Annotated in this window: 22 protein-coding genes and 1 pseudogene; 8 read left to right on the top strand and 15 right to left on the bottom strand. The window is 72.3% G+C overall.

Annotated features, from left to right (window positions below):
• The first annotated feature begins 2 nt into the window (after window positions 1-2).
• The 3 genes from GTY47_RS34445 (at window position 3) to GTY47_RS34455 (ending at window position 3,689) form a co-directional block, all read left to right on the top strand.
• A complete protein-coding gene (locus GTY47_RS34445) occupies window positions 3-1,313 on the top strand; it encodes an ABC transporter permease (protein WP_010040717.1) in 1,311 nt (436 codons plus the stop codon).
• A gap of 163 nt (window positions 1,314-1,476) precedes the next feature.
• Entirely contained in the window at window positions 1,477-2,334 is an 858-nt protein-coding gene (locus tag GTY47_RS34450; RefSeq protein WP_010040719.1) for a MoxR family ATPase, read from the top strand.
• A complete protein-coding gene (locus GTY47_RS34455) occupies window positions 2,331-3,689 on the top strand; it encodes a VWA domain-containing protein (protein WP_010040722.1) in 1,359 nt (452 codons plus the stop codon). The genes GTY47_RS34450 and GTY47_RS34455 overlap by 4 nt, the downstream gene beginning before the upstream one ends.
• Window positions 3,690-3,878: 189 nt before the next feature.
• Here GTY47_RS34455 and GTY47_RS34460 read toward each other — a convergent pair whose 3' ends face one another.
• From GTY47_RS34460 to GTY47_RS34470, 3 genes are all read right to left on the bottom strand, one after another.
• Entirely contained in the window at window positions 3,879-4,238 is a 360-nt protein-coding gene (locus tag GTY47_RS34460) for a cupin domain-containing protein (RefSeq protein ID WP_010040725.1), read from the bottom strand.
• 140 nt (window positions 4,239-4,378) lie between these two features.
• On the bottom strand, window positions 4,379-5,356 hold the full coding sequence (locus tag GTY47_RS34465; RefSeq protein WP_010040727.1) for a pyridoxal-phosphate dependent enzyme: 978 nt from the start codon (window positions 5,354-5,356) through the stop codon (window positions 4,379-4,381).
• The gene (locus GTY47_RS34470; RefSeq protein WP_010040729.1) at window positions 5,353-6,045 is read right to left on the bottom strand and encodes a PAS domain-containing protein; all 693 of its coding nucleotides are present in this window, start codon (window positions 6,043-6,045) and stop codon (window positions 5,353-5,355) included. The genes GTY47_RS34465 and GTY47_RS34470 overlap by 4 nt, the downstream gene beginning before the upstream one ends.
• A gap of 171 nt (window positions 6,046-6,216) precedes the next feature.
• Between GTY47_RS34470 and GTY47_RS34475 the strand changes: the two genes are divergently transcribed.
• From GTY47_RS34475 to GTY47_RS34485, 3 genes are read left to right on the top strand one after another with little or no spacing between them, the layout of a single operon-like run.
• Window positions 6,217-7,137: a zinc ABC transporter substrate-binding protein gene (locus GTY47_RS34475; RefSeq protein WP_010040731.1), complete on the top strand. Its 921-nt coding sequence runs from the start codon at window positions 6,217-6,219 to the stop codon at window positions 7,135-7,137.
• The gene (locus tag GTY47_RS34480; RefSeq protein ID WP_010040734.1) at window positions 7,134-7,982 is read left to right on the top strand and encodes an ATP-binding cassette domain-containing protein; all 849 of its coding nucleotides are present in this window, start codon (window positions 7,134-7,136) and stop codon (window positions 7,980-7,982) included. The genes GTY47_RS34475 and GTY47_RS34480 overlap by 4 nt, the downstream gene beginning before the upstream one ends.
• Window positions 7,979-8,893, top strand: coding sequence for a metal ABC transporter permease (locus GTY47_RS34485; protein WP_010040736.1), 915 nt, complete (start codon window positions 7,979-7,981; stop codon window positions 8,891-8,893). Before GTY47_RS34480 ends, GTY47_RS34485 begins: the two co-directional genes overlap by 4 nt.
• On the opposite strand, the gene GTY47_RS34490 is transcribed toward GTY47_RS34485, so the two are convergent.
• From GTY47_RS34490 to GTY47_RS41435, 4 genes and pseudogenes are all read right to left on the bottom strand, one after another.
• A complete protein-coding gene (locus GTY47_RS34490; protein WP_010040737.1) occupies window positions 8,856-10,553 on the bottom strand; it encodes an amidohydrolase in 1,698 nt (565 codons plus the stop codon). The two genes, GTY47_RS34485 and GTY47_RS34490, sit on opposite strands and share 38 nt — an antisense overlap.
• A gap of 27 nt (window positions 10,554-10,580) precedes the next feature.
• On the bottom strand, window positions 10,581-11,339 hold the full coding sequence (locus GTY47_RS34495) for an ABC transporter permease (RefSeq protein WP_231911202.1): 759 nt from the start codon (window positions 11,337-11,339) through the stop codon (window positions 10,581-10,583).
• A gap of 184 nt (window positions 11,340-11,523) precedes the next feature.
• Window positions 11,524-11,892 (bottom strand): annotated as a pseudogene (locus tag GTY47_RS41430) (substrate-binding domain-containing protein); the annotation flags it as partial.
• Window positions 11,889-12,173 (bottom strand): twin-arginine translocation signal domain-containing protein, encoded by a 285-nt coding sequence (locus GTY47_RS41435; RefSeq protein ID WP_324604449.1) that lies wholly within the window; start codon window positions 12,171-12,173, stop codon window positions 11,889-11,891. The pseudogene GTY47_RS41430 and the gene GTY47_RS41435, both read right to left, overlap by 4 nt.
• Before the next feature lie 143 nt (window positions 12,174-12,316).
• Between GTY47_RS41435 and GTY47_RS34505 the strand changes: the two genes are divergently transcribed.
• The gene (locus GTY47_RS34505; RefSeq protein WP_010040745.1) at window positions 12,317-13,348 is read left to right on the top strand and encodes a LuxR C-terminal-related transcriptional regulator; all 1,032 of its coding nucleotides are present in this window, start codon (window positions 12,317-12,319) and stop codon (window positions 13,346-13,348) included.
• A gap of 15 nt (window positions 13,349-13,363) precedes the next feature.
• Here GTY47_RS34505 and GTY47_RS34510 read toward each other — a convergent pair whose 3' ends face one another.
• A complete protein-coding gene (locus tag GTY47_RS34510; protein WP_010040747.1) occupies window positions 13,364-14,323 on the bottom strand; it encodes a TIGR03619 family F420-dependent LLM class oxidoreductase in 960 nt (319 codons plus the stop codon).
• A 103-nt stretch (window positions 14,324-14,426) separates the two neighbouring features.
• Here GTY47_RS34510 and GTY47_RS34515 point away from each other — a divergent pair, with 103 nt between their 5' ends.
• Complete coding sequence (locus tag GTY47_RS34515; RefSeq protein ID WP_010040749.1) at window positions 14,427-14,999, top strand: MarR family transcriptional regulator; 573 nt, start codon at window positions 14,427-14,429, stop codon at window positions 14,997-14,999.
• A 14-nt stretch (window positions 15,000-15,013) separates the two neighbouring features.
• Here the strand turns inward: GTY47_RS34515 and GTY47_RS34520 are convergent, their stop codons facing one another.
• The 7 genes from GTY47_RS34520 to GTY47_RS34550 form a co-directional block, all read right to left on the bottom strand.
• Window positions 15,014-15,709, bottom strand: coding sequence for a gamma-glutamyl-gamma-aminobutyrate hydrolase family protein (locus GTY47_RS34520; RefSeq protein WP_010040751.1), 696 nt, complete (start codon window positions 15,707-15,709; stop codon window positions 15,014-15,016).
• Window positions 15,706-17,196 carry an aldehyde dehydrogenase gene (locus tag GTY47_RS34525; RefSeq protein ID WP_010040753.1) on the bottom strand — a complete coding sequence of 497 codons (1,491 nt, stop codon included), beginning with the start codon at window positions 17,194-17,196 and terminating at the stop codon, window positions 15,706-15,708. The genes GTY47_RS34520 and GTY47_RS34525 overlap by 4 nt, the downstream gene beginning before the upstream one ends.
• A 63-nt stretch (window positions 17,197-17,259) precedes the next feature.
• Window positions 17,260-18,720, bottom strand: a complete 1,461-nt coding sequence (locus tag GTY47_RS34530; RefSeq protein WP_010040754.1) for an APC family permease — start codon at window positions 18,718-18,720, stop codon at window positions 17,260-17,262.
• 156 nt (window positions 18,721-18,876) lie between these two features.
• On the bottom strand, window positions 18,877-19,479 hold the full coding sequence (locus GTY47_RS34535) for a TetR family transcriptional regulator (protein WP_010040756.1): 603 nt from the start codon (window positions 19,477-19,479) through the stop codon (window positions 18,877-18,879).
• 55 nt (window positions 19,480-19,534) lie between these two features.
• On the bottom strand, window positions 19,535-20,380 hold the full coding sequence (locus GTY47_RS34540; protein WP_010040757.1) for a fumarylacetoacetate hydrolase family protein: 846 nt from the start codon (window positions 20,378-20,380) through the stop codon (window positions 19,535-19,537).
• A complete protein-coding gene (locus tag GTY47_RS34545; protein WP_010040758.1) occupies window positions 20,373-21,293 on the bottom strand; it encodes a 3,4-dihydroxyphenylacetate 2,3-dioxygenase in 921 nt (306 codons plus the stop codon). Before GTY47_RS34545 ends, GTY47_RS34540 begins: the two co-directional genes overlap by 8 nt.
• Window positions 21,286-22,749, bottom strand: coding sequence for an aldehyde dehydrogenase (locus GTY47_RS34550; protein ID WP_010040759.1), 1,464 nt, complete (start codon window positions 22,747-22,749; stop codon window positions 21,286-21,288). The genes GTY47_RS34545 and GTY47_RS34550 overlap by 8 nt, the downstream gene beginning before the upstream one ends.
• Between the last annotated feature and the right edge of the window lie 60 nt (window positions 22,750-22,809).

The raw sequence follows: 22,809 nt of genomic DNA on the forward strand, positions 1-22,809 counted from the left end.
CCGTGTTCGTTCTCGCGATGCGGTCGATACGGCAGCGGCCCGGGCGGTTCCTCGCGACCCTGCTGTCCGCGTTCCTGGGCGCGGTGATCATCATGACGTTCAACTCGATGCACGACACGGCCGGGCAGCCGGGCGTGGACTCGGTGAGTTCGGAGACCCTGTCCACCGCTGCGGGAGTGGTCGGCGGCTACGGCACCCTGCTGGTGTTCTTCGCGGTCGCCTCGACGCTGACGGTGAACGTGCGTCAGCGGGCCGCCGAGATGGAGCTGTTGCGCTGCTCGGGGGCGACTCCGGCGCAGATCAAGCGGATGGTGGTGGGCGAGGCGGTGGCCGTGGCCCTGGTGGGCACGGCCCTGGCGATCGGGCCGGCGGTGCTCGGCGGCCGGGCGCTGCTCGGCGTGTTCCAGGACAGCGGTCAGGTCGCCCGGTCCGTGGACCACTCCTTCGGTCCCGTGGCGTTGCAGACCGGTGCCGGCATCACGCTGCTCGCCGCCGCGGGTGCCGCGTTCCTCGCCGTGCGGCGGGCGACGGGCGGGGGCCGGCGGCGGGGCCGGGCGCGGACGGTCCTCGCCTACGCGGCTCTGGTGGCCGGTGCGGTGTCGGTGACCTCGACGTTCGTCTTCTCGGCGACGGACGCGGCGCTGATGGCGCCGCCGGCGTACGGTGCGATCCTGCTGTCCGTCGGGTGCGCGCTGAAGGCACCGCGACTGCTGGCGGGCGTGCTGGACCGGCTGCCGCTCGGGGGCGCGAGCGGCTGGCTGGCGGTGCGCAATCTGCGGGAGCGGGCCGGGCAGCTCGCCGGGATCCTGATGTCGCTGATCCTGTTCACCGCCGTCGCGACGGCGACGCTGACGATGCAGGCGGTGGAGAGCGACGCCGTCGCGGCCTCGGGGGCGGTGAAGTCGGTCGACGCGAAGAACCTGGAGACGCTCAACTTCACGGTCGTCGGCATCATCGTGGTCTTCGTCTGCGTGATGCTGGTCAACTCCCTGTACGCGGCGACCACTTACCGCGAGCGGGAGTTCGGGCAGCAGCGCCTCGCCGGGGCGAGCCCCGGGCAGGTGCTTGGCGTGGTGGGGGCCGAGGGGCTGGTCCTGACGGTCACCGGTGTGTGCTGCGGCACGCTGGCGGCGCTGGCGGGGATCGTCCCGTTCACCGTGGTCCGCACCGACGCGGTCCTGCCGGAGCAGGCGTTCGGCGTGTGGCTCGCGGTCGTGGCGGTGGCGGCGGCGGTGACGCTGGGGACGGGCCTGGCCACGGCCCGGCGGGTGTTGCGCACTCCCGCGGTGCGGGCGGTGGCGTCGGCCGCGTGACCGAGGACGCGTGAGGGGCAGCCGTTTCGAACGGCTGCCCCTTCACCGCATGTCGGGTGCCGATCGGTCCATGACCTTCCGGCACTCGGACCCCCCATGGCATCATCGCTGAGCAAGCGCTTGGACACCCGTCTGACCTCTGCCGCCGACCTGGAGGCCCCCGTTGTTCACATCCGTCGACGATGTCTCCGCACGTCTGGCCGGGACCGGCTATCTCGCCTCGCCCGCCGTCGCCACGACCGTCTTCCTCGCCGACCGCCTGGGCAAGCCGCTGCTGGTGGAGGGCCCGGCCGGCGTCGGCAAGACGGAGCTCGCCAAGGCCGTCGCCGAGGTCGCGGGGGCGCGACTCGTACGTCTCCAGTGCTACGAGGGGGTCGACGAGTCCCGGGCGCTGTACGAGTGGAACCACGCCAAGCAGCTCCTGCGCATCAGCGCGGGCCGCGACGAGACGTGGGACGAGACGCGCACCGACATCTTCAGCGAGGAGTTCCTGCTCACGCGGCCCCTGCTGACCGCCATCCGGGGCGACGACCCGAAGGTGCTGCTGATCGACGAGACCGACAAGGCGGACGTCGAGGTGGAGGGCCTGCTCCTGGAGGTGCTCAGCGACTTCCAGGTGACCGTGCCCGAGCTGGGCACCATCACGGCGACGCGCCGCCCGTTCGTCGTCCTCACGTCCAACGCGAGCCGGGAGCTGTCGGAGGCGTTGCGCCGCCGCTGCCTCTTCCTCCACATCGGCTTCCCCGAGGAGGAGTTGGAGCGCCGGATCGTACGGCTGAAGGTGCCGGGGCTCGACGAGGCGCTGGCCCGCTCGGTCGTCCGGGTCGTGGGCGCGCTGCGGGCGATGGACCTGCGCAAGGTGCCGTCGGTCGCCGAGACCATCGACTGGGCGCGCACGCTGCTCGCACTCGGCGCGGACACCCTGGACGAGACGGTCGTGCGGGCCACCCTCGGTGTGCTCCTCAAGCACCAGGACGACGTGCTCAAGGCGAGCGCCAAGCTCGACCTGGATGCCCTGTGACCACGCCGGCGGGCGTCGCCGAGCGACTGACCTCCCTGGTCGGGGCGTTGCGCGCGCACGGCATGCGGATCGGCACCGGTGAGACGGTCGACGCGGCGCGGGCGGTCGAGGCGCTCGGCCTCGCGGACCGGGAGCTGCTGCGCGAGGGTCTCGCGGCGACGCTGCTGCACGGCACCGGTGGCCGGCAGGTGTTCGACCCGGTCTTCGACCTGTACTTCCCGCGTGGCGTCGGCGACCCGGAGCAGCGGGCCGCCGGCCGGGACGATCTGCGCGACCGGCTGGCGGCGGCGCTCGCCGCCGACGACCGGGTGCTGCTGGGCCGGCTGGCGGTCGAGGCGGTGGACGGTTTCGGCGGCTACGGTTCCGCGCCGGGGTCGGAGGGCTGGTCGTCGTACCAGACGCTCGAACGGCTGCGCCCGCAGACCCTGCTCGCCCGGGTCCGTGACGACGTGCGGGGCCGGGGCGGGAGTTCCGGTTTCGCGGACCGGCTGCTGGAGGACGAGATCCGGCGGCGTATCGAGGGGTTCCGCGCGTTGGTGGCCGCGGAGGCGCGGCGCCGGGTCGCCGAGCGGCGCGACCGGGACGAGATCGCCCGGCGGGCGGTGGCCCCGACCGCCGACCAGGTCGACTTCCTGTTCGCCGGAAAGGCCAGGCTGGCCGAGCTGCGCAGGACGGTTCAGCCGCTCGCCCGCAAGCTCGCGACCCGGCTCGCGGCACGCCGCCGCCGTGCCTCCCGGGGCACGATCGACCTGCGGCGGACCCTGCGCGGTTCGCTGTCGACGGGCGGGGTGCCGATGAAGCCGGTGCTGCGCAGACGGCGTCCCGCCCGTCCCGAACTGGTGCTGCTGTGCGATGTGTCGGGATCGGTGTCCGGTTTCTCCGACTTCACGATGCTGCTGGTGCAGGCGCTGCACGACCAGTTCAGCAAGGTGCGGGTGTTCGCCTTCGTCAACCGGATCGACGAGGTGACCGATCTCCTCCGGCACGGCACCGCGGACCCGGAAGGACTCAGTGCCCGGATCGAGGCGGAGGCGACGCTCACGCGCTGGCACGGCAGCAGCGACTACGGCATGGCGCTGGGCGAGTTCGCGGAGCGTTACGGTGACGCGGTCGGCCCGCGCACGACCGTGTTCGTCCTCGGTGACGCCCGTACGAACAGGAGCGATCCGAACCTGCCGGCCGTACGGCGGATCGCCGAACGGGCCCGCCGCGTCTACTGGCTGAACCCCGAGCAGCGTTCGCGCTGGGGCACGGGCGACTCCGCCGCGCCCGCCTACGCCGAGCTGGTCGAGATGCACGAGTGCCGCACCGCTCGGCAGCTGAGCGCCCTGGTGGGTCGGCTGCTGCCGGTGTGATCAGGCCGGTGGACTCATGAGAAACCGATCGGTTTATGAGTCGGGGAAGCATAAACCGGTCGGTTTCTCACGTAAGGCCGGCCCACGCTCCGGGGTCACGGAGGCGGGACCCGGCGACGAGGGCGAGGTGGAGCACGCGCGTGCGAAGGTCGTCGTCACCGTGTGCCGGGCCGGCGCGGCCGGCCGGGACTACTCCTTCTTCGCGAACTCCCTTGCCGTCTGCCCCTGGAAGTCGTAGACCACGGCCTGCTCGTCGCCCACGACCCAGGCGTCGTGTCCGGGCGAGACGACGTAGACGTCGCCGGGGCCGACCTCGGTCTCGCCGCCGTCGTCCATGCGGATGCGCATGCGGCCCTGGAGGACGTAGCCGTTGTGGTGCATCTGGCAGCTGGGGGTGCCCGCGATCGGCGCCACGGACTCGGACCAGCGCCAGCCGGGCTCGAACGTCGCCACGGCGAAGTCGAGATCCGTCATGTGGACGGCTTCCATGTGACCACGGGGGAAATCACGCCGCTCGTCCGGCTTGTCGAGCGTCTTCACTTCCAACATGACGCGCTCCCTTCAGACCGCGGAGCCCCGCGGCCGGGCCCGGTCACCCGGCGGCCCTGGACACCGCCGTGGGCGGCCGACCCCCTACTCCTCAATCGTCCGCCCGTCCATCCGGGGCCGCCAACCGGGGGAGCTTCCGCTCAGGCCTGACCTCCGCAGAGCTCGGCGAAGCGCCCGGCGTCGATGTTGCCGCCGGACAGGATGACGCCGACGCGGCGCGGAAGAGGACCCGCGCGGCCGGTGAGCAGGGCGGCCAGCGGAGTGGCGCCGCTCGGCTCGACGACGATCTTCAGGCGTTCGAAGGCGAACCGCATCGCGTCCCGGATCTCGTCGTCGGTGACCAGGACGATGCCGTCGACGAGCCGCCGGTTGACGGAGAAGGTCAGTTCGCCGGGGGTGTGCAGAGCCTGTCCGTCGGCGATGGTGTGCGGCACCGGGATACTGATGCGCCGGCCCGCTTCCAGCGAACGCTTGGTGTCGTCCCCGGTCTCCGGTTCGACACCGATCATCAGGATGTCCGGGTGCAGACCCTTGGCCACCGTGGCACTGCCGGCCATGAGCCCGCCACCGCCGACGGGTGTCAGCAGCGCCCCCAACTCCCCCGTTTCTTCGAGGAGTTCGAGCGCGGCCGTGCCCTGCCCGGCCATGACATGCGGATGCTCGTACGGCGGGATGACGGCGAGGCCCCGCTCGGCGGCCAGGGCCTCCGCGATGGCGACGCGATCGCCGGTGTAGCGGTCGTAGGTGACGATCTCGGCGCCGTAGCCGGCGGTGGCCGCCCGCTTCGACGGCGGGGCGTCCTCGGGCATGACGATCACGGCGGTGGTGCCGAGCTCCCGGGCGGCCAGGGCGACGGCCTGCGCGTGGTTGCCGGAGGAGTAGGCGGCGATGCCCCGGGACAGCTGGTCGGGGGTGAGGCGGGAGGCGGCGTTGTAGGCGCCGCGGAACTTGAAGGCGCCGACGCGCTGGAAGTTCTCGCACTTGAGGTGGATCTCGGCGCCGGCGAGTGCGTCCAGGGTGCGGGAGCGCAGGACGGGCGTGCGGTGGGCGACGCCCTGGAGCCGGGCGGCGGCGTCCCGGACGTCGTCGAGGGTGACCGGCGGGGTGGTGGTCGTCACGCTTGTCCTCCAGCGGAAGTGCCGGAAGCCGCACCGCGGGCGGCCCGGGCCTGGGAGAGGTAGTTGTAGGCGGAGGCGCGGGAGATGCCGAGCCGGGCGGCGACCTGCTCGACCGCGCCGCGCACGGCGAAGACCCCGCGGGTGTCGAGTCCGGCGAACAGCTCCAGGCGCTCGGCGCGGTCGAGCTCCGCCCAGCTTCCCCGCTGTATCGACTGGTGGGCGTCGACCAGGGCGTCGACCACGGAGTCGATGTCGTTGCCGAAGGTGGTGGTCGGCAGCTCCGCGGGGGCCGCGCCGACTCCGGCGAGGGCGCCGAGCAGGCCGTGGACCTGGCTGACGGCGCCGACGTCCACGTTGACGCAGAGCGCGCCGAAGACGGCTCCCGTGGAGTCCCGCAGCACCATCGTGGAGGACTTCACCAGCGTCCCGTTCCGGGTGCGGGTGACGTAGTTCAGTTCGTCGGCCGCCTCGTCCCCGTGGGAAAGGACGCGCATGCCGATCTCGCTCATCGCGCCGCCCACCGTCCGCCCGGTCACCGAGCCGGCCACGGCGACGACCGACTTCTCCGGCTTCCGGTAGTCGTGCAGCACGACTTCGCAGACCGGCCCGAAGGTCGCGGCGATCCCGTCGACGACCGGCGTCAGCGCGGCGAGGATCGCGTCCCGTTCCGCAGTCAGAGCCTCTCGCATGGAGCTAGACTACATGTCTAAAGCTTGGACCACCAGTCCAGATCTTCCCCAATAATCGGCAATGGTTTTCACATGACTTCGGCCAGAACCCGCTCTTGACATTCATTCCCATCTAGCGTGGCGCCTGCCGAACACCCGACACCCCCTCTGCACATCCGTCATGGAGGAGCCATGCCCCTGTCCACGTCCCGCCGCCTGGCGCTGCTGACCAGCGCGTCACTGGCCCTGCTCGCGGGCTGCGGCAGCTCGTCGGACTCCGCCGACGCCAAGAGCGCCTCGGCCAAGGTGCCCGTGGTCGCCTCCACGAACGTCTACGGCGACATCGTGCGCAGCATCGGCGCGGACAAGGTCGACATCACCTCGGTCATCAGCGACCCCGACCAGGACCCGCACTCCTATGAGGCCAATACCCAGAACCAGCTGGCCCTGTCCAAGGCGAAGGTCGTCGTCGAGAACGGCGGCGGCTACGACGACTTCGTCGACCGCATGCTGAAGAGCGGCCACAACGACTCCGCCCAGGTGATCAACGCCGTACGGGTGTCCGGCAAGACCGCGCCGAAGGGCGGCGAGCTGAACGAGCACGTCTGGTACGACTTCCCCACCGTCGCCCGCGTGGCCGACCGCATATCCGCGGCCCTCGCCAAGGCCGACCCGGCCGACGCGGCAGCCTTCAGGAAGAACGCCACGGCCTTCAAGGCCGAGCTCGCGCCACTGGAGGCGAAGGAGGCACGGATCAAGAAGGAGCACGGCGGTGCGGCGGTGGCCATCACCGAGCCCGTGCCGCTGTACATGATCGAGGCGAGCGGCCTGGTGAACAGGACGCCCCCGGAGTTCAGCGAGGCGATCGAGGAGGGCGACGACGTCTCGCCCCGGATCCTCCAGGAGAGTCTGGCCCTCCTCAGCGGCAGGAAGGTCGAGGCGCTCGTCTACAACGCGCAGACCTCCGGCCCCCAGACCCAGAAGGCGGAGGCGGCTGCCGAGGCGGCCGGTATCCCCGTCGTGCCCGTCACCGAGACCCTGCCGAAGGGCAAGGACTACCTCGGCTGGATGACCGCCAACGTCGACGCGCTCGCGAGCGCGCTGGCCAAGTGACCCCGGTGGCCCGGCAGGACACCGCTCCTGTCGTCAGTCTGCGCGACGCGGCCCTGTCCTACGACGCCCGAACGGTGTGGAGCGGCCTCGACCTCGACGTACGGCCCGGGGAGTTCCTGGCCGTGCTGGGTCCGAACGGGGCGGGCAAGACCAGTTTCGTACGGGCGCTGCTGGGCCGTCGGCCGCTGTCCGACGGGACGCTGACCGTCCTCGGACGGCCCGCTCGGGACGCCGCCCGGCACATCGGGTACGTCCCGCAGCAGGCGGCGCTGTCCGCGCAGGCCATGCTGCGCGCCCGGGACCTCGTACGGTTCGGCATCGACGGGCACCGCTTCGGCCCGCGCCTGCGCACCGGCCCGGTCCGCCGCCGGGTGGACGAGATCCTGGAGTCCGTCGGGGCCACGGCCTACGCCGACGTCCCGCTCGGCATGCTGTCCGGCGGCGAACGGCAGCGCGTGCGCATCGGGCAGGCCCTCGCGACCGACCCCCGCATCCTGCTGTGCGACGAGCCGCTGCTGTCCCTCGACCTGAACCACCAGCGGGCCGTCACCGAGCTGATCGACGCACGGCGCCGCTCCCACGGCACGGCGGTGGTCTTCGTGACCCATGAGATCAATCCGGTGCTGGGGATGGTCGACCGGGTGCTGTACCTCGCCCCCGGCGGCCACCGCGTCGGAACCCCGGACGAGGTGCTGACCTCCGAGTCGCTGTCCCGGCTCTACGGCACGCAGGTCGACGTGGTGCGCGTGCGTGGCCGGGTCGTGGTCGCCGGGGCCCCCGACGAGCCGGCCGCGCCGCCGCACCATCCCGGACAGGCCCACGAGACGGACGGAGCGCGCGCATGACGCTCGGCGACGCGGTCTGGCACCAGATCTTCAACTTCACGGACTACGGCGAACTCCTCACCCTGGTCCGCAACTCCCTCGTCGCGGGCGTGGCGCTGGGGCTCGTGGGTGGGCTGGCCGGGGTCTTCGTCCTGATGCGGGACCTGCCGTTCGCGGTGCACGGCATCAGCGAGCTGTCCTTCGCGGGCGCGTCGGCGGCACTGCTGCTGGGCGCGAACATCGTGGCGGGCTCGATCGCCGGTTCGCTCCTCGCGGCCGGCGCCATCGGGGTGCTGGGGACACGGGCCCGGGACCGCAACTCGGTGATCGGCATCATCATGCCGTTCGGGCTGGGTCTCGGCGTGCTCTTCCTCGCCCTCTACAAGGGCCGCGCGGCCAACAAGTTCGGGCTGCTCACCGGTCAGATCGTCGCCGTGGACACCCCGCAGATGTCCTGGCTGCTCGGCACGTCCGTGCTGGTGCTGATCGCCCTGGCGGTCATGTGGCGTCCGCTCGCCTTCGCCAGCACGGACCCGGACGTGGCTCAGGCCCGCGGGGTGCCGGTGCGTGCGCTGTCCTTCGCGTTCATGCTGGTGCTCGGACTCTCGGTCGCCCTGTCGGTGCAGGTCGTCGGCGCGCTGCTGGTGCTCACACTGGTCGTCACCCCGGCGGCGGCCGCCGCCCGGGTCACCGCGTCGCCGGTGCTGCTGCCCGTGCTCAGCGTGCTGTTCGCCGTGGCCTCGATCGAGGGCGGCATCCTGCTCGCGCTGGGCAGCAGCATTCCCATCAGCCCGTACGTCACGACGATCTCGTTCGGCATCTACACCGTGTGCCGGGTGGCCGGGAGGTACCGGACCCGGCGGTGGGGAGCACGGCGTCTCCCGAAGGGCGGGCTCAGCGTTCGAACACCACCTGCCCGTCGAACACCGTGAGATCCACCCGGACCTCGGTGATGTCGTGCGGGTCGAGGCCCAGCAGTGGCCGGTCCAGGACGCACAGGTCGGCGGCCCTGCCCGGCTCGATGGTGCCCTTCCAGGCGTCGGCGAAGTCCTGCCAGGCCGGGGTGGCCGTGTAGGCGCGCAGGGCGTCGGCGAGTTGCACGCGCTGTTCGGGGCCGCTGGGTCGGCCGCTGGCCTTGGACTCGCGGAGCATCATCGAGGCCACGCCCTGTCGCCAGTCGGGCTCGGTGATCGGCGCGTCGGAGCTGGCGCAGACCCGTACTCCGGCGTCGAGCGCGGAGCGCACCGGCCACTGGTAGGCGGAGCGTTCGGGGCCCACGACCTCGTCCATCAGGTCGGAGACGGTCCACTTGATGGCGGGGTTCATGTTGACGCCGTAGCCGTGCGCGGCGAGCTTCGCCAGGCTGCCCGGGCTGATGAAGTCGCCGTGGATGACGTAGTGACGGGCGTCGGGGCGTGGCGCGGCCCGGTCGGCGGCGACGAAGGCGTCCACCACCGTGTCGATCGCGCGGTCGCCGGTGACGTGCACGCCGAGCTGGAAACCGGCCTCGTGGGCGACGCGGATCATCTCACGCAGTTCGTCGACCTGGAGCGCCGGGGTGTCGCCGTGCACGCACAGGGCGCCGTGACCGCCCTCCGGGTAGGGCTCGTTCATCCAGGCCGTGCGGTTGGGCGGCACTCCGTCGCCGAAGATCTTGACGCCGATGGCCCGCAGCAGCCGGGGGTCGGCGGACTCGGGGCGGCGCAGTTCGGCCAGGCCCCCGCGCAGGTCGGCGGCGGAGCCGCCCATGGGGGCGGGGAGCAGCAGGACGCTGACGCGCGCCCGGAGTTCGCCGCTCGCCGCGAGGTCCGCGTACGCGGTCCAGTTGTCGGTGCTCAGGCCGCCGAAGAGGGTGCCCGCGCCGCCGGGGCCGAGGCCGGGCTCGGTGTAGCTGGTGATGCCGCGGGAGTGCAGTTCGCGGATCACGTTCCGGATGGCCTGGCGGCGCTGGGCGAGGGTGGGGGCGGGCAGGGCGGCCTGGACGAGCCGCCCGGCGGCCTCGCGCAGGATGCCGGTCGGCCGGCCGTCGGGGTCGTGGTCGATGACGCCGCCGGGCGGGGGCGTGGTGTCCGCGTCGATGCCGCAGCGGCGCAGCGCCTCGGAGTTGGCCCACACCATGTGCGAGGAGAAGTCGGTCAGACAGACCGGGTGGCCCGGCGCCACCGCGTCCAGGTCCCGGCGGTGCGGGAAGCGGCCCGGGTCGGCCACGCACTCGGCGAGGTAACCGGGGTCCCAGCCCAGGCCGACGATCCACTCTCCGTCCGGGACGTCCCGTGCCGCCCGGGACACGGCCGCGGCGATGTCGGCGAGGGAACCCACCGCCGGATGGCCGACGTCGATGGCGAACGGCGGCTTCGTCATCCCGTACGCCGCTCCGTGCAGATGCGAGTCGTTGATGCCGGGCAGCACGGTCCGCCCGCCCAGTTCGACGATCCGGGTGCCGGGTCCGGCCAGGGCGCGCATCTCGGGGTCGCTGCCGACGGCCAGGATGTCCCGGCCGCGCACGGCGACGCCTTCGGCGACGGTGAAGCCGGCGTCGACGGTCAGGACCTGGCCGCCGGTCAGGACGAGGGTGGGAGCGGTGTCGCTCACGGTGACCTCTTTTCAGGGGAGGGTGGGTCAGCGCCCCGCGCGGGGTGCGGAGTACGCCAGGGCCGCGCCGGCCACCAGCGCGACGCCTTGGGCCATCTGCTGCCAGAACGTCGGCACGTTCAGCAGGGTCAGGCCGTTCTGCAGGCCGCCGAGGAAGAGCACGCCGACCAGCACGGCGGTGAGCACCGCCAGCTCAAAACCGGATCCTGATGTTCCGGCCACCACGCTGTCGAGAACCGACGCCTTGACCGCACCGGCCAGGGCGGCGGCCACGCCGGTGAGGACGAACAGCGCGAACGGGGTGCGGCGGACCTGGATGCCGGAGAGGTGGGCGGCCTCCCGGTTGACGCCGATGGCGAAGACGTGCCGTCCGGCCGGGGCGAACGCCAGGAACAGCGCACCCGCCGCCAGCACCAGCGCAGCGATGACGACCGGTGCCGCGATCCCGGCGATCCGTGCCCCGCCGATCCAGGCGAACCCGGAGCCGAAGCCGCTCAGCGGCAGCGGGAACAACTGCTGTGCCAGACCTCGTACGGCGGTCAGCATGCCGAGGGTGACGACGAACGCGGACAGGCCGAAGTAGCAGCACAGGACGCCGTTCACGACCCCGACCACCGCCCCGGCGGCGAGCGCCCCGAGCAGGGCCACGGCGGGCGACTGGTGGTGCTGCCCGGCCAGCCAGCCGGCGACGAGCCCGCCGAGGGCGAGCGTGGAGCCGTGCCCGCCGGACAGGTACACGCCCTGCTCGGGCACAACGGCGCCGGGCATCGCCACCGACGCAGCCACCCTCGCCATCGTCGCCGTCCCGCTGGCCCTGCTCGTCATCAGCGGATACCCCGACCTGTCCGGCCAGGAGTGGACCCGGTGCGGCCGTATCGACCGGCGCGCCCAGGAGGAGGTCGCCATGTTCCCGCGCCACCACGTCGACGCCGGGCGCCAGCCTGGTGAAGGCGTCGATCATGCCCTTGGTGCGTTCGCGGCCCAGTTCGATGGTGCTGTCGGTGAGGAAAGCGATCTTGCCCTTGCCGCCGAGGTGTTCCTCGGCCCACTTCGCCGCCGCCTCGCCGAGCAGGGTGCCGCCCTTGCGGAAGCTGAACTGGATGTCGGCGCTCTGGTGTTGCAGGGAACCGCCGTAGGTGACCCAGATCAGTCCCGCCTCCAGTGCCGCCTCGGCGATGGGCTCTGCGGCCTCGAAGACCATCGGGAACGACACGATCGCCGGGACCTTGCGGGCGACCCAGGTGTTGAGGTTGGTGGCCTGGGTGTCGGCACTGGCGTTGTCGCTGGTCGTCAGCAGTGAGATGCCGTGCCGCTCGGCCTGGGCGGTGGAGAGCTTCACCAGCGTGGAGTAGAGCGGGAGCTGGGTGAAGGGGTAGTCGTTCCGATCTTCGTGAGGCGCGTGCCTCCGGAGGGCGACGGCTCGGCCGATGCCGCCGTGTTCTGTGGCGCCGAACATCCGGCTGCCGCCAGGGCGGTGGCGGCGGAGAGGGTGAGGAATTGCCTGCGTGAGGGTGTGGACGGGGGTGGGGTCATGGCGGGGGCTCTCCGAGGGGCGGGCCCAGCTGGAGCGGGCGTCCGGGTGTGCCGAACAGGAAAGACCCGCCGGGCCCGCCGCACCATCCGTACAAATACCGACTGCGAACGACAGCCGGCGGATCATGGGCCCGCACGCCACGAGTCGGTGAACACCTTGCCGGGCCCGGACCGTCCCTCTATCGTTAGACCCCAAACGACATCGCGCCCGAGCCGCCCGGAGGCTCGCCATGCCCAGCCACCACCAGATCGCGGCAGCAGCACGCATCGGCATGCTCACCCGCGAGCGCGACACCGCGTCGGCCTCCGCCGAGGCCCTGCGCGAACTCGCCCGCGCCCTGCCGCTGGACGCGGCGACCCTGCTCACGATCGACCCGCTGACCGGCGCCCACGTCCAGGTCGCGAGCATCGGCTACACCGCCGCGGCCTCGCAGGCCCTGGCCGGGGAGTTCGTCGCGACCCCGTGGTACGCCAACGTCGTACGGCGAGAGCTGCCGCCGTCCATCTCCGAGGACGCGGAGGACACCGCCGACGCCGCGCCGCGCTTCCGGCACGGCTGGTTCTACGCCGAGCGGGTCCGTCCGGCCGGTTTCCGGGACGGCGTCACGGGCGCGCTGCGGCACCGGGGCCGGCTGGTGGGCCTGGTCCACCTCTCCACCGAGAGCGCGGACGCCTACGACACCGACGCCCGCCGGCTGCTCGCCTCCGTGATACCCGCCCTGGCCGCGCTCGCCGACCCGCTGGCCCACGCCGGTGACCTGCACGGCCTGGCGGCGGAGGACGCGGCGAGCCTGGTCACCGGCGACGGCGGGGTGATCGACCTGCCGGGCCGGGACCGGCCGCGGGTGCTGTGGGAGGAAGGCGGCTTCCGCGCGCTGCTCGACGCCTTCACCGGCACGGGCGGCCGGCGGCTGCGCCTGCTGTGGCCGGCCGGCGGCCGCTGGCAGCGGGTCGTACTGCACCGGCACCCGGCGGGACCCGGTCTCCCGTCCGCGGCGGTGCTGGTGCACGAGACACCCACGGAACTGCCGTACGGGCTGAGCCCCCGGGAGCTGGAAGTGCTCACCCGGGCGGCCACGGGCCAGACCAACCAGGCCATCGCGCAGGCGCTGTTCCTGTCCCCGCGGACCGTGCACAGCCATGTCGAGCATCTGCTGCGCAAGACCGGCTGCGCCTCGCGTGCCGAGGCCACTGCGCTCGCGGTCCGGGACGGGCTGCTGCGGCCCGACCCGGATCACCTGGCACGGTTCGTCGAGCGGTGAGCCTGGCCGTGGCGGTCAGGACGTCAGGGACTCCACGCGCCGCATGACCTCCCGGCAGAACTCCCCCACCCCGTCGGGGTCGTCGATGAACTGGTTCGGCTTGACGCAGAAGGTGGTGAAGCCCTGCTCCAGTTGCTCGGGGATGACGGCGAGCGCCGCGCCGAGGTCGGCCGGTGAACGGTCGTCGGGGAAGACGGCCCGGGTGCCGCCGATCATCTCCAGGTCGGCGATGTCCCGCCCGGCGGCGGTCATCGCCTCCTTGAGCGCCTGGAGGTCCTCGGGTGCGGGCCGGCCGAGCGGGTGGAAGCCGTGGCCGTACCGCACGAGGCGGCGCAGGACGGGGCCGTGCAGGCGCTGTCCGCCGAACCAGAGCCGGGGGCCGTCCGGGCGGTGGGCCTTGGGCTCGAAGTAGACGTCCTGGAAGGGGTGGTGCGGTCCGTCGTGGGAGATCGGTGACGGGCCCCAGGCCTTCGCCCAGACCTCCAGGTGCTCGTCGAGGAGCCGCCCGCGCCGGGCGAAGGGCACGCCGAGGGCGTCGTACTCGTCCTTGCTCCAGCTCACCGTGGGCTGCACGACGAGGCGCCCCTGGCTGATGAGGTCGAGGGTGCCGAGCTCGCGGGCGAGCAGCAGGGGGTGGCGCAGCGGGGCGAGGACGGCCGCGGCGGCCAGGCGCAGCCGGGAGGTGACGGAGGCGATGGCGGCGAGCAGCAACAGGGAGTTGGGCCACGGGGTGTACGGGTCCTGGTTGCCCGGGAGTGCGTAGTCGCGGGGGTTTCCCATGATTCCGGCGGCTGCCGCGTCGGGGCCGAGGACGATGTGCTCGCTGACCATGACGGCGTCGAAGCCGGCGTCCTCGGCCTCGCGGGCCCAGCGGACGGCGGCCGGCAGATCGGCCCGGCCGCCGGTCAGCGTCCAGTTCTCGCTGAGGACGAGGAGCATGCGGGGAGCCGGGGGCATGGCGGCAGGCGTGGGCATGTCGGGTTTCCCTTTCATCTCCGTACAATTTGAGTCCGAACGACCGGACGGCGAGAATGTGCCGCCCGGCGTGACAGGTCGCGACCAGACGAAGGAGCCGCCCGTGCCGGGCCACCGATCCATCACCGAGGCCGAGAAGCTCGCAGCGGCGAAGCTCGGCGGTTTTCCGATCCGCCGGGAGCAGATGGCGGCGGTGGCGAACATCTACCGGGCCGCGTCCGCCGTGCGGCAGCACCTGGAGAACTCGGTGCTGCGCGGTTCGGACCTGACCTGGACGGCCTTCGTGGTGCTGTGGGTGGTCTGGGTGTGGGGCGAGTCGGAGACCCGGCACGTGGCGGAGGAGGCGGGGATCTCCAAGGGCACGCTGACGGGTGTGGCGCGCACCCTGGAGTCGCGGGGGCTGTTGCGGCGGGCGGACCATCCGAGTGACGGGCGGCTGGTGCTGCTGAGCCTCACCGAGGAGGGCGAGGCGTTCATGCAACGGGTCTTCCCGGCGTTCAACGAGGAGGAGGCGTTCGTGACGGCCCGGCTCAGCGACGCGGAGTGCCGCAGTCTCGCCGAGGGGCTGCGGAGTGTCGTGCTCCAGGTCGAGGAGCGGGGTGAGGAGCGGCGGCAGTCCCTGCTGGGCGGCGCCGAGCCCGCGCCGCGGCGCAGCGGTCGGCGGCCCCGGGCCTGACCCCCGCCGCGGCCTCACCGGGCCGCGGCCCGGACGAGCGCGTCGAACAGGCCCTGCTGGGCGGGGTCCTCGTGGGCGGTGTCCTCCGGGTGCCACTGGACGGCGGTGAACCAGCCCACGGCGCCCGGGAGTTCGAGGGCCTCGACGGTGCCGTCCGCCGCCCGGGCCGTGACGCGCAGGCCCGCGCCCAGGCGGTCGACGCGCTGGTGGTGATAGCAGGAGGCGTCGGTCTTCTCGACGCCGGCGGACCGGGCGACGACCGAGCCGGGTTCCAGGGGGACGGGGTGCACGAGGTGCCGGTGCTCGCGCTGCGGGCCGCCCATGTCCTGCTCCAGGGTGCCGCCGAGGGCCACGTTGACGGCCTGGAGGCCGCGGCAGATCGCGAGCAGGGGCAGGCCCGACTCCAGGGCGTGGCGGGCGACATCCAGGTCGAAGGTGTCCTGGAGGGTGTCGACGTCGTAGACGGAGTCGTGGGTGCCGGTGGCGCCGTAGCGGGAGGGGGCGAGGTCGCCGCCGCCGGGGAGCAGGACACCGTCGAAGCGGGCCAGCCGGGCGGCGGTCCCGGTGTCCGCCGGGTGGATGCTCGCCGGTTCGCCGCCGGCCCGCCAGACGGCCTCGATCAGGGCGCGGGCGTTGACCTCGGCGGCGTATCGGAGGACGGAGGCCGTGGCGGAGAAGCGGGCGGGGATCGCTATCAGAGGGCGGGTCACAGCTGGATCCAGGTGGTCTTGAGCTCGGTGTACTTCTCCAGCGCGTGGACGGACTTGTCACGTCCGTTGCCGGACTGCTTCATGCCGCCGAAGGGCACGGTCAGGTCGCCCTCCTCGTAGCAGTTCACCCAGACCGTCCCGGCCCTGAGGGCGCGGGAGACCCGGTGGGCGGTGGTCAGATCGGAGGTCCACAGGCCGGCGGCGAGGCCGTACTCGGTGGCGTTGGCCAGGCGGACCGCCTCGTCGAGGTCGTCGAAGGCGAGCACGGACAGGACGGGGCCGAAGATCTCCTCCCGGGCCAGGCGTGAGCCGGGGTCCACGCGGTCGAAGACGGTGGGTTCGAGGTACGTCCCGCCCGTCTCGGCGAGGAGCGGTTCGCCGCCGGTGCGCAGACGGGCGCCCTCGCCGACGCCTTGCCGGACGTGGTCGCGTACGCGGTCCAGGTGCGCCCGGCCGGCCAGCGCGCCCATCTTCGTCTCCGGGTCGAGCGGGTCGCCCACCCTCAGTTCCCGGGCCCGCCGGACCACGGCCTCGGTGACCCGCTCGGCGATCGAGGCGTGCACGAGCAGCCGTGAGGGGGCCGTGCACATCTCGCCCTGGTTGAAGAAGATGCCCCAGGCGGCCGTGGCGGCGGCCTGGTCCAGGTCGGGGGCGTCGGGCAGGACGATGTTGGGCGACTTGCCGCCGAGTTCCAGCCAGACGCGCTTGAGGTTGGAGTCGGCGGCATAGCGCAGGAAGTGGCGGCCGACGGCGGTGGAGCCGGTGAACGCCAGGACGTCGACGTCGGGGTGGAGGCCGAGGGCCCGGCCCGCGGTGGGGCCGTCGCCGGTGACGACGTTGAGCACGCCCGGCGGGATCCCGGCCTCGGTGGCCAGGCGGCCCAGGAGCAGGGCGGACAGCGGGGAGTTCTCGGAGGGTTTGAGGACGACCGTGCAGCCGGCGGCCAGTGCCGGGGCGATCTTCCAGCCGGCCAGGGTCAGCGGGAAGTTCCAGGGGACTACCGCCCCGACCACTCCGGCGGGTTCCCGGGTGACCAGGGCGAGGGCGTCCGGGGCGGTGTGCGGGGCGGAGTCGGTGAGCTTGTCAGTGAGCTGCCCGTACCAGCGGAAGGTGCTGATGACGGCGCGCAGTTCGATGCCGTAGGCGTCCGTGATCGGTTTGCCCATCTCCAGGCTCACGGTCAACGCCAGTTCCTCGCGCCGTTCTTCGAGCAGGTCGGCGAGACGGAGCAGGGCCCGGCCGCGCTCGGCCGGTGCCAGGCGCGGCCACGGGCCGGTGTCGAAGGCCCGCCGGGCGGCGGCGACGGCCGCGTTCACCTCGGCGGTGCCCGCGTCCGGGATCTCGGCGAGGACCCGGCCGTCACGTGGTGACACGACCGGGAACGTCGCCCCGCTCCCGGGCTCGTCGGCGCCGGCGATGTGGTGGGCGCCGGAGAGCTGGAACGCCTTGGCGCGGCGCAGCCACTCGTCGTGGGTGACGGCCGGCATGAAGGTCCTCCTTTGATCTCAAACGGTATGGGTACGGCTGTCCGCGGGCCGCGACGCGCGCGGTCACCCGTCGGCGGCCGCCACGGCCCTCCCCCGCACCCGTGCGGTGACGACGCCCAGTGCCATGACCACCGGGACGGACAGCGTGAGCCACAGGGCGGTGGTGCGTTCGCCGCCGATGAGCGTGGTGAAGTTGGCCAGGATGAGCCAGAGCGCCCCCGCGATGCCGAGCGCGCCCAGGGCGGGAGCGATCAGCGTGTTCCAGGGGTGGGCGCCGAGGCGCTCGCGGCGGAAGAAGGCGACGACGGACACCGAGGTCAGCAGGTACAGCAGCATCATCGCCAGGACGGCGACCCCGCTGAACCAGGAGAACAGCGTCAGCACGGGGTCCTTGCCCGCCAGCGCGAAGGGCGTCACCAGCAGCACGGCCAGGACCGTCTGGACGCACCCGGCCGCCCAGGGCGCGTGGCGGCGGTTCAGCCCGCACAGCCGGCGCGGCAGCAGCCGGTCACGGCCGAGGGAGAACAGGTAACGGTTGGCCGAGTTGTGGAAGGTGAGGATGCCGGCGAAGAGGGACGTGGCGAGCAGGACCGGCAGCACGTCACCGATCCAGCCGCCGAAGTCCGCCGCGATCGGCGCGAAGACGAAGCCGGCCCCGTCCCCGCTCTCCAGCGCCCTGCCCGCCGCCGCGGTGACCTTGGAGGCGCCGTAGGAGGAGATGAGCATCCAGGAGACCAGGGCGAAGAAGCCGGTGACCACGACGACCGCGAGATACGTGGCCCTCGGCACGGTCTTCCTGGGTTCGCGTGCCTCCTCGCCGTAGATGGCGGTGGCCTCGAAGCCGAACATGGACGCCACGGCGAACATCACGGCCACGCCCGGCGCACCGTCCAGGGCGGCGGCCGGGGAGAAGCTGTCGGCGAGACCGAGCCCCTCGGGTCCGCCGCCCTTGACGAGGGTGACCAGGGCGAAGACCGACAGGATGCTGAACTCCGCGAGGACGAAAACGGCCAGCACCTTGGCGCCCATCTCGACGCCGGCCGCCCCGAGCGCCTGCACGACGGCCATGGTGGCCAGCGTCCAGACCCACCACGGCAGATCGAGGCCGGTGTGGCTCGCGACCAGGCCGCTCACGATGGAGCCGTAGAGGCCGTACATGGCGGCCTGGATCGTGCAGTAGGCGAAGAGCGCGAGGCCCGCGCTGCCGGTGCCGGTGGCGCGGCCGAGACCCTTGCCGATGTAGGTGTAGAAGGCTCCGGCGTCCACGACGTGGCGGCCCATGGCGACGAAGCCCACCGAGAACAGCAGGATCACCAGGCCCGCCACCAGGTAGGCGGCGGGCACGCCGGGTCCGTTGCCGAGCGCCACGGCGATGGGGGCCGCGCCGGCGATGCCGGTCAGCGGGGCCTGGGCGGACAGGACGAAGAAGAGGATGCCCACGACGCCGAGGGCGTTGGGCTTGAGCGTGCCTGCGGTGGGCGCGTCCGGTGTCGCCGTGTGCCGGGAGACCGTCTGACTGTCCACTCGGATCACCTGCCAGAGGGAGGACGGATCGTTTCAGGCCAAACGAGTTGCCTCATCGTGGGGCGGAACTATCCGTTTGGCAAGGGGTGAGGGGTGGGGAATTCCAGGGCTTCGGGACCTGAGAGGTCCGGAGAGGCCCTAAGAGGCACTAAGAGGTCAGTCCTCGCCGTTGCGCCGCTCGGCGAGCAGCCGCAGCACCGAGCGCAGTTCGTCCAGGGCGTCCTCGATGACCTCGCGCTCGCCGAAGACCAGCTGGTGCAGGACGAGTCCCTCCAACGTGGCGAAGACCATCCGGGACAGGCCCTCGTCCACCGGGCCGGGCAGCATCTGGGTGAGCTCGCGCCGGGTCGCGTCGAAGTACTCGTCGTACAGCGACCGCAGGTGGTCCAGGAGCTCGGGGCGGCGCCGGGACTCCAGCAGCAGTTCGTACTGGAACGCCTGGAGGTCGGGGCCCGACTCGACCATGTCCGTCAGGCCCACCGAGAAGTCGGCGGCCTTGCCCGTGCCCGGTTCCAGGGCGCTGCTGCTCAGGGAGGACCGGATGGCGTGGGCCACGGCCTCCTCGATCAGGACGTCGCGGGAGCCGAAGTGGTGCACCACCAGTCCGTGGGTGACGCCGGCCTCCTCCGCGACCGCCCGGTACGTGAGCCTGCGCAGCCCGCCCCGGGCCACGACACGCACGGCGGCCTCCAGCAGGGCCTCGCGGCCCGTGCCGTAGTGCACGCGCTTGCGGGGGCGGCGGCCGGCGGGCTCGGTCATGTCCGTGACCCTACCCGGGCCGTCCCGCTCGGCGACGCCGCGGCCGGAGCCCGCGTCAGCGACGCGGCGGCCGGATGCCGCGGAACTCCCAGTCCCCGCCGAGCGCGGTCGACAGCACCTCCTCCGACTCGGTGGGCTGGGCGCCCACGTCCGTGCGGATGGCGGTCGGCCCGGTCACGATGTGGTTGGTGAGCCGCCCGAGCCCCTCCACCTCCACCTCCACGACGTCCCCCGGCTGGACGGGACGCGAGTTGGCGGGTGTGCCGGACAGCAGTACGTCTCCCGGGTACAGCGTGATGGTGCGGGCGATGTCGGCGACGAGGTAGTGCATGTCCCACGTCATCTCGTCGGTCGAACCGTCCTGCACCACCTGTCCGTTGACGTAGGTCCGGAGCCGCTTGCCGTGGAAGTCCCAGTCGGTGACCAGCCCGGGGCCGAGCGGGCAGAGGGTGTCGGATCCCTTGACGCGGAGCATGGAGCCGGCGTCGGTGTCGCGGAAGTCGTGCAGGCCGTAGTCGTTGGCGACGGTGTAGCCGGCGATGTACTCCCCCGCCTCGGCCGGCGAGATGTTCCGCGCCGTTCTTCCGATGACGATGGCGACCTCGCCCTCGTAGTTCAGCCACTTGCAGCCCTCGGGGCGGACGATCGCGCCCTGGTGGGCGTTGAGGGCGGAGGTCGGCTTGTGGAAGTAGGTCGGGGTGGCGGGCAGGCCGATCCGGAACTCGTCCACCCGGCTGCGGTGGTTGAGATGAACGGCGATGACCTTGGACGGCACGACCGGCGGCAGATGCCGCGCGTCCTCGGCCTTGACGCGGCGGCCGTCCCCGGCGACGAGTTCGTCACCGTCGACGGTGACCTGGACGGCGGCGCCGTCGAGGAGGATGCGGCGGTACTCAGGCATGGGCGGACTCCTGCGCGGGGGTGTGGTCTGCGGTCCAGCCGTCGGCCGGACGGTCGAACCAGAGGTGGACCTGGCCGGTGCCGACGGAGTTCTCGTACTCGCCGTACTGCCGGGCCCGGGCGACGCAGCCCTGCTCGCCGAGGGCACCGGCCATCATCAGGTAGTGGAAGAACTTCGCCTCGGGCCTGTACGTCCAAAACTCGTCCATGGTGTCGAGGACCTTGTCGTGACGGCCCTCCTTGAACCAGGCGATGCGTTCCAGGTCCGCCTCACGGGCCTCGGGTGTACGGATGTGCACCGGGTCGCTGGCCTCGTGGTCGCGCAGTTCGCGCAGCGGCCAGAAGGTGTGCGAGAGGGCGCCTGAGGCGATGAGCAGCACCCGGCGTCCAGGGGTGGCGGCGATGCCGTCGGCGAGCGCCCGCCCGAGCCGCAGATGATCCTCCATGTCACCGGTCTGGCAGACCCCGATGGTGACCCACCGCTTGTCGGGGAGGCCTTCGCCCAGGTACTTCCAGAGGTTGATGGTGGCGTAGTAGATCGGCAGATACTCGTCGTCGATCGGCGTGATCCAGGTGCCGTGCTGGTCCGCGAACTTCGCCACGTTGTGGGCGAGTTCGGGGTCGCCGGGGAAGTCGTACGGCATCCGGCACATGCCGCGCGGCAACTCCTCGGAGGTGAACAGGCCCGCGCGCCGCTGCTGCGCGGTCACGACGAACTCGACGGTGGTCGCCCAGTGGGAGTCGAGCACGACCACGGTGTCGTAGTCGTCACGCTCGAAGACGTCCCTGCGCAGCTCCCGGAGCCCGGTGACGAGGGTGATCTCCTTGCCCTCGTTCAGCTCCAGCCGGTCGGCCTCGGGCAGCACGATGGTGGGCACGTGGGCGAGCAGCCCGGCCCCGACGATCTCACCCATGGTCCTGGTTCCATCCCTTCGGGGCGGTGACGGTGTTCTTCAGGTCGCAGTAGAAGTCGAAGCTCCAGGTGCCGCCCTCACGTCCCACACCGGACTGCCGGGAGCCGCCGAACGGGGCCTTGAGGTCGCGGACGAAGAAGCAGTTGACCCAGACCGTGCCCGCGACGAGCCGCGCGGTGATCCGCTCGGCGCGGTCGCGGTCGCCGGTGGCGACGGTGGCGGCCAGCCCGAAGCGGGTGTCGTTGGCGAGCCGGACGGCTTCGTCCTCGCCGGCGAAGGTCTGGAGGGTCAGGACCGGCCCGAAGACCTCCTCCTGCACGATCTCGGAGTTCTGGGCGACGTCGGTGAGCAGGGTCGGCGCGTAGTACTGCCCGTCCTTGCGGTGCCCCCCGATGACCGCCCGCGCCCCGGCGGCAACGGCCCGCTGCACGAATCCGTCGATCTTCTCCAGCTGGCGAGGGTGGATGGTGGGCCCGATGTCGGTGGCCTCGTCGCGGGGATCGCCTTGGGTGAGGGCGGACGCCCTCTGTACGAACCGGCGGGTGAACTCCTCGGCGACCGACTCCTCGACGAGCAGCCGGGTGCCCGCGAGGCACACCTGCCCGGCGTTGTCGTACTGTTCGACGGCGAGGTCGACGGCCAGGTCGAGATCGGCGTCGGCGAAGACCAACAGGGGTGACTTTCCGCCCAGTTCGAGGCTCAGCGGGGTGAGGTTCGCGGCTGCCGACGCGGCGATGCGCCTGGCCGTCGGCACCGATCCGGTGAAGCTGATGCGGCGTACGTCGGGATGCGAGGTGAGGGCGTCGCCGACCTCGGAGCCATGGCCCTGGACGACATTGAGGACACCGGCGGGCAGCCCCGCCTCGGCGGCGATGTCGGCCAGCAGCGAGGCGGTCAGCGGCGACCACTCGGCGGGCTTGAGGACGACGGTGTCGCCGGCGGCGAGGGCCGGGGCGACCTTCCAGGTGGCCAGCATCAGGGGCGCGTTCCACGGGGTGATCAGCACGCAGGGGCCGGCCGGGTCCCATGAGACGTGATTGGTGTGTCCGCGCGTCTCGAAGTCCTCGTGGTCGAGCTGGAGCAACCAGTCGGCGAAGAAGCGGAAGTTGTGAGCGACACGGGGCATCACGCCCCGCCGGTGCGACCGCAGCAGCGCACCGTTGTCGGTGGTCTCGACGATCGCCAGCTCCTCCATCCGCTTCTCGACGCCGTCGGCGATCGCGTGCAGGATGCGGGCGCGTTCGCTGCGCGAGGTACCGGCCCAGTCGGGGAACGCGTCCCGGGCGGCGGCGACAGCGGCCTCGGCCTCGGCGGGGCCACCCCGGGCGATCTCGCCCAGCACGCTGCCGTCGATCGGCGAGTGGTCGGTGAAGGTACCGGCGGAGGCCACACGTCGGCCGCCGATCCAGTGCCGGGTGTCGACGGCGATGCCGGCGACGGTGATGTTGTCAGGCATGAAGACTGCTCCTTGTGCATCAGGGGGCGGGACTTCACCCCATAGGGGCGCGGGCAACTG

The organism is Streptomyces sp. SID5464, assembly GCF_009862985.1.
GTDB lineage: Bacteria > Actinomycetota > Actinomycetes > Streptomycetales > Streptomycetaceae > Streptomyces > Streptomyces chartreusis_D.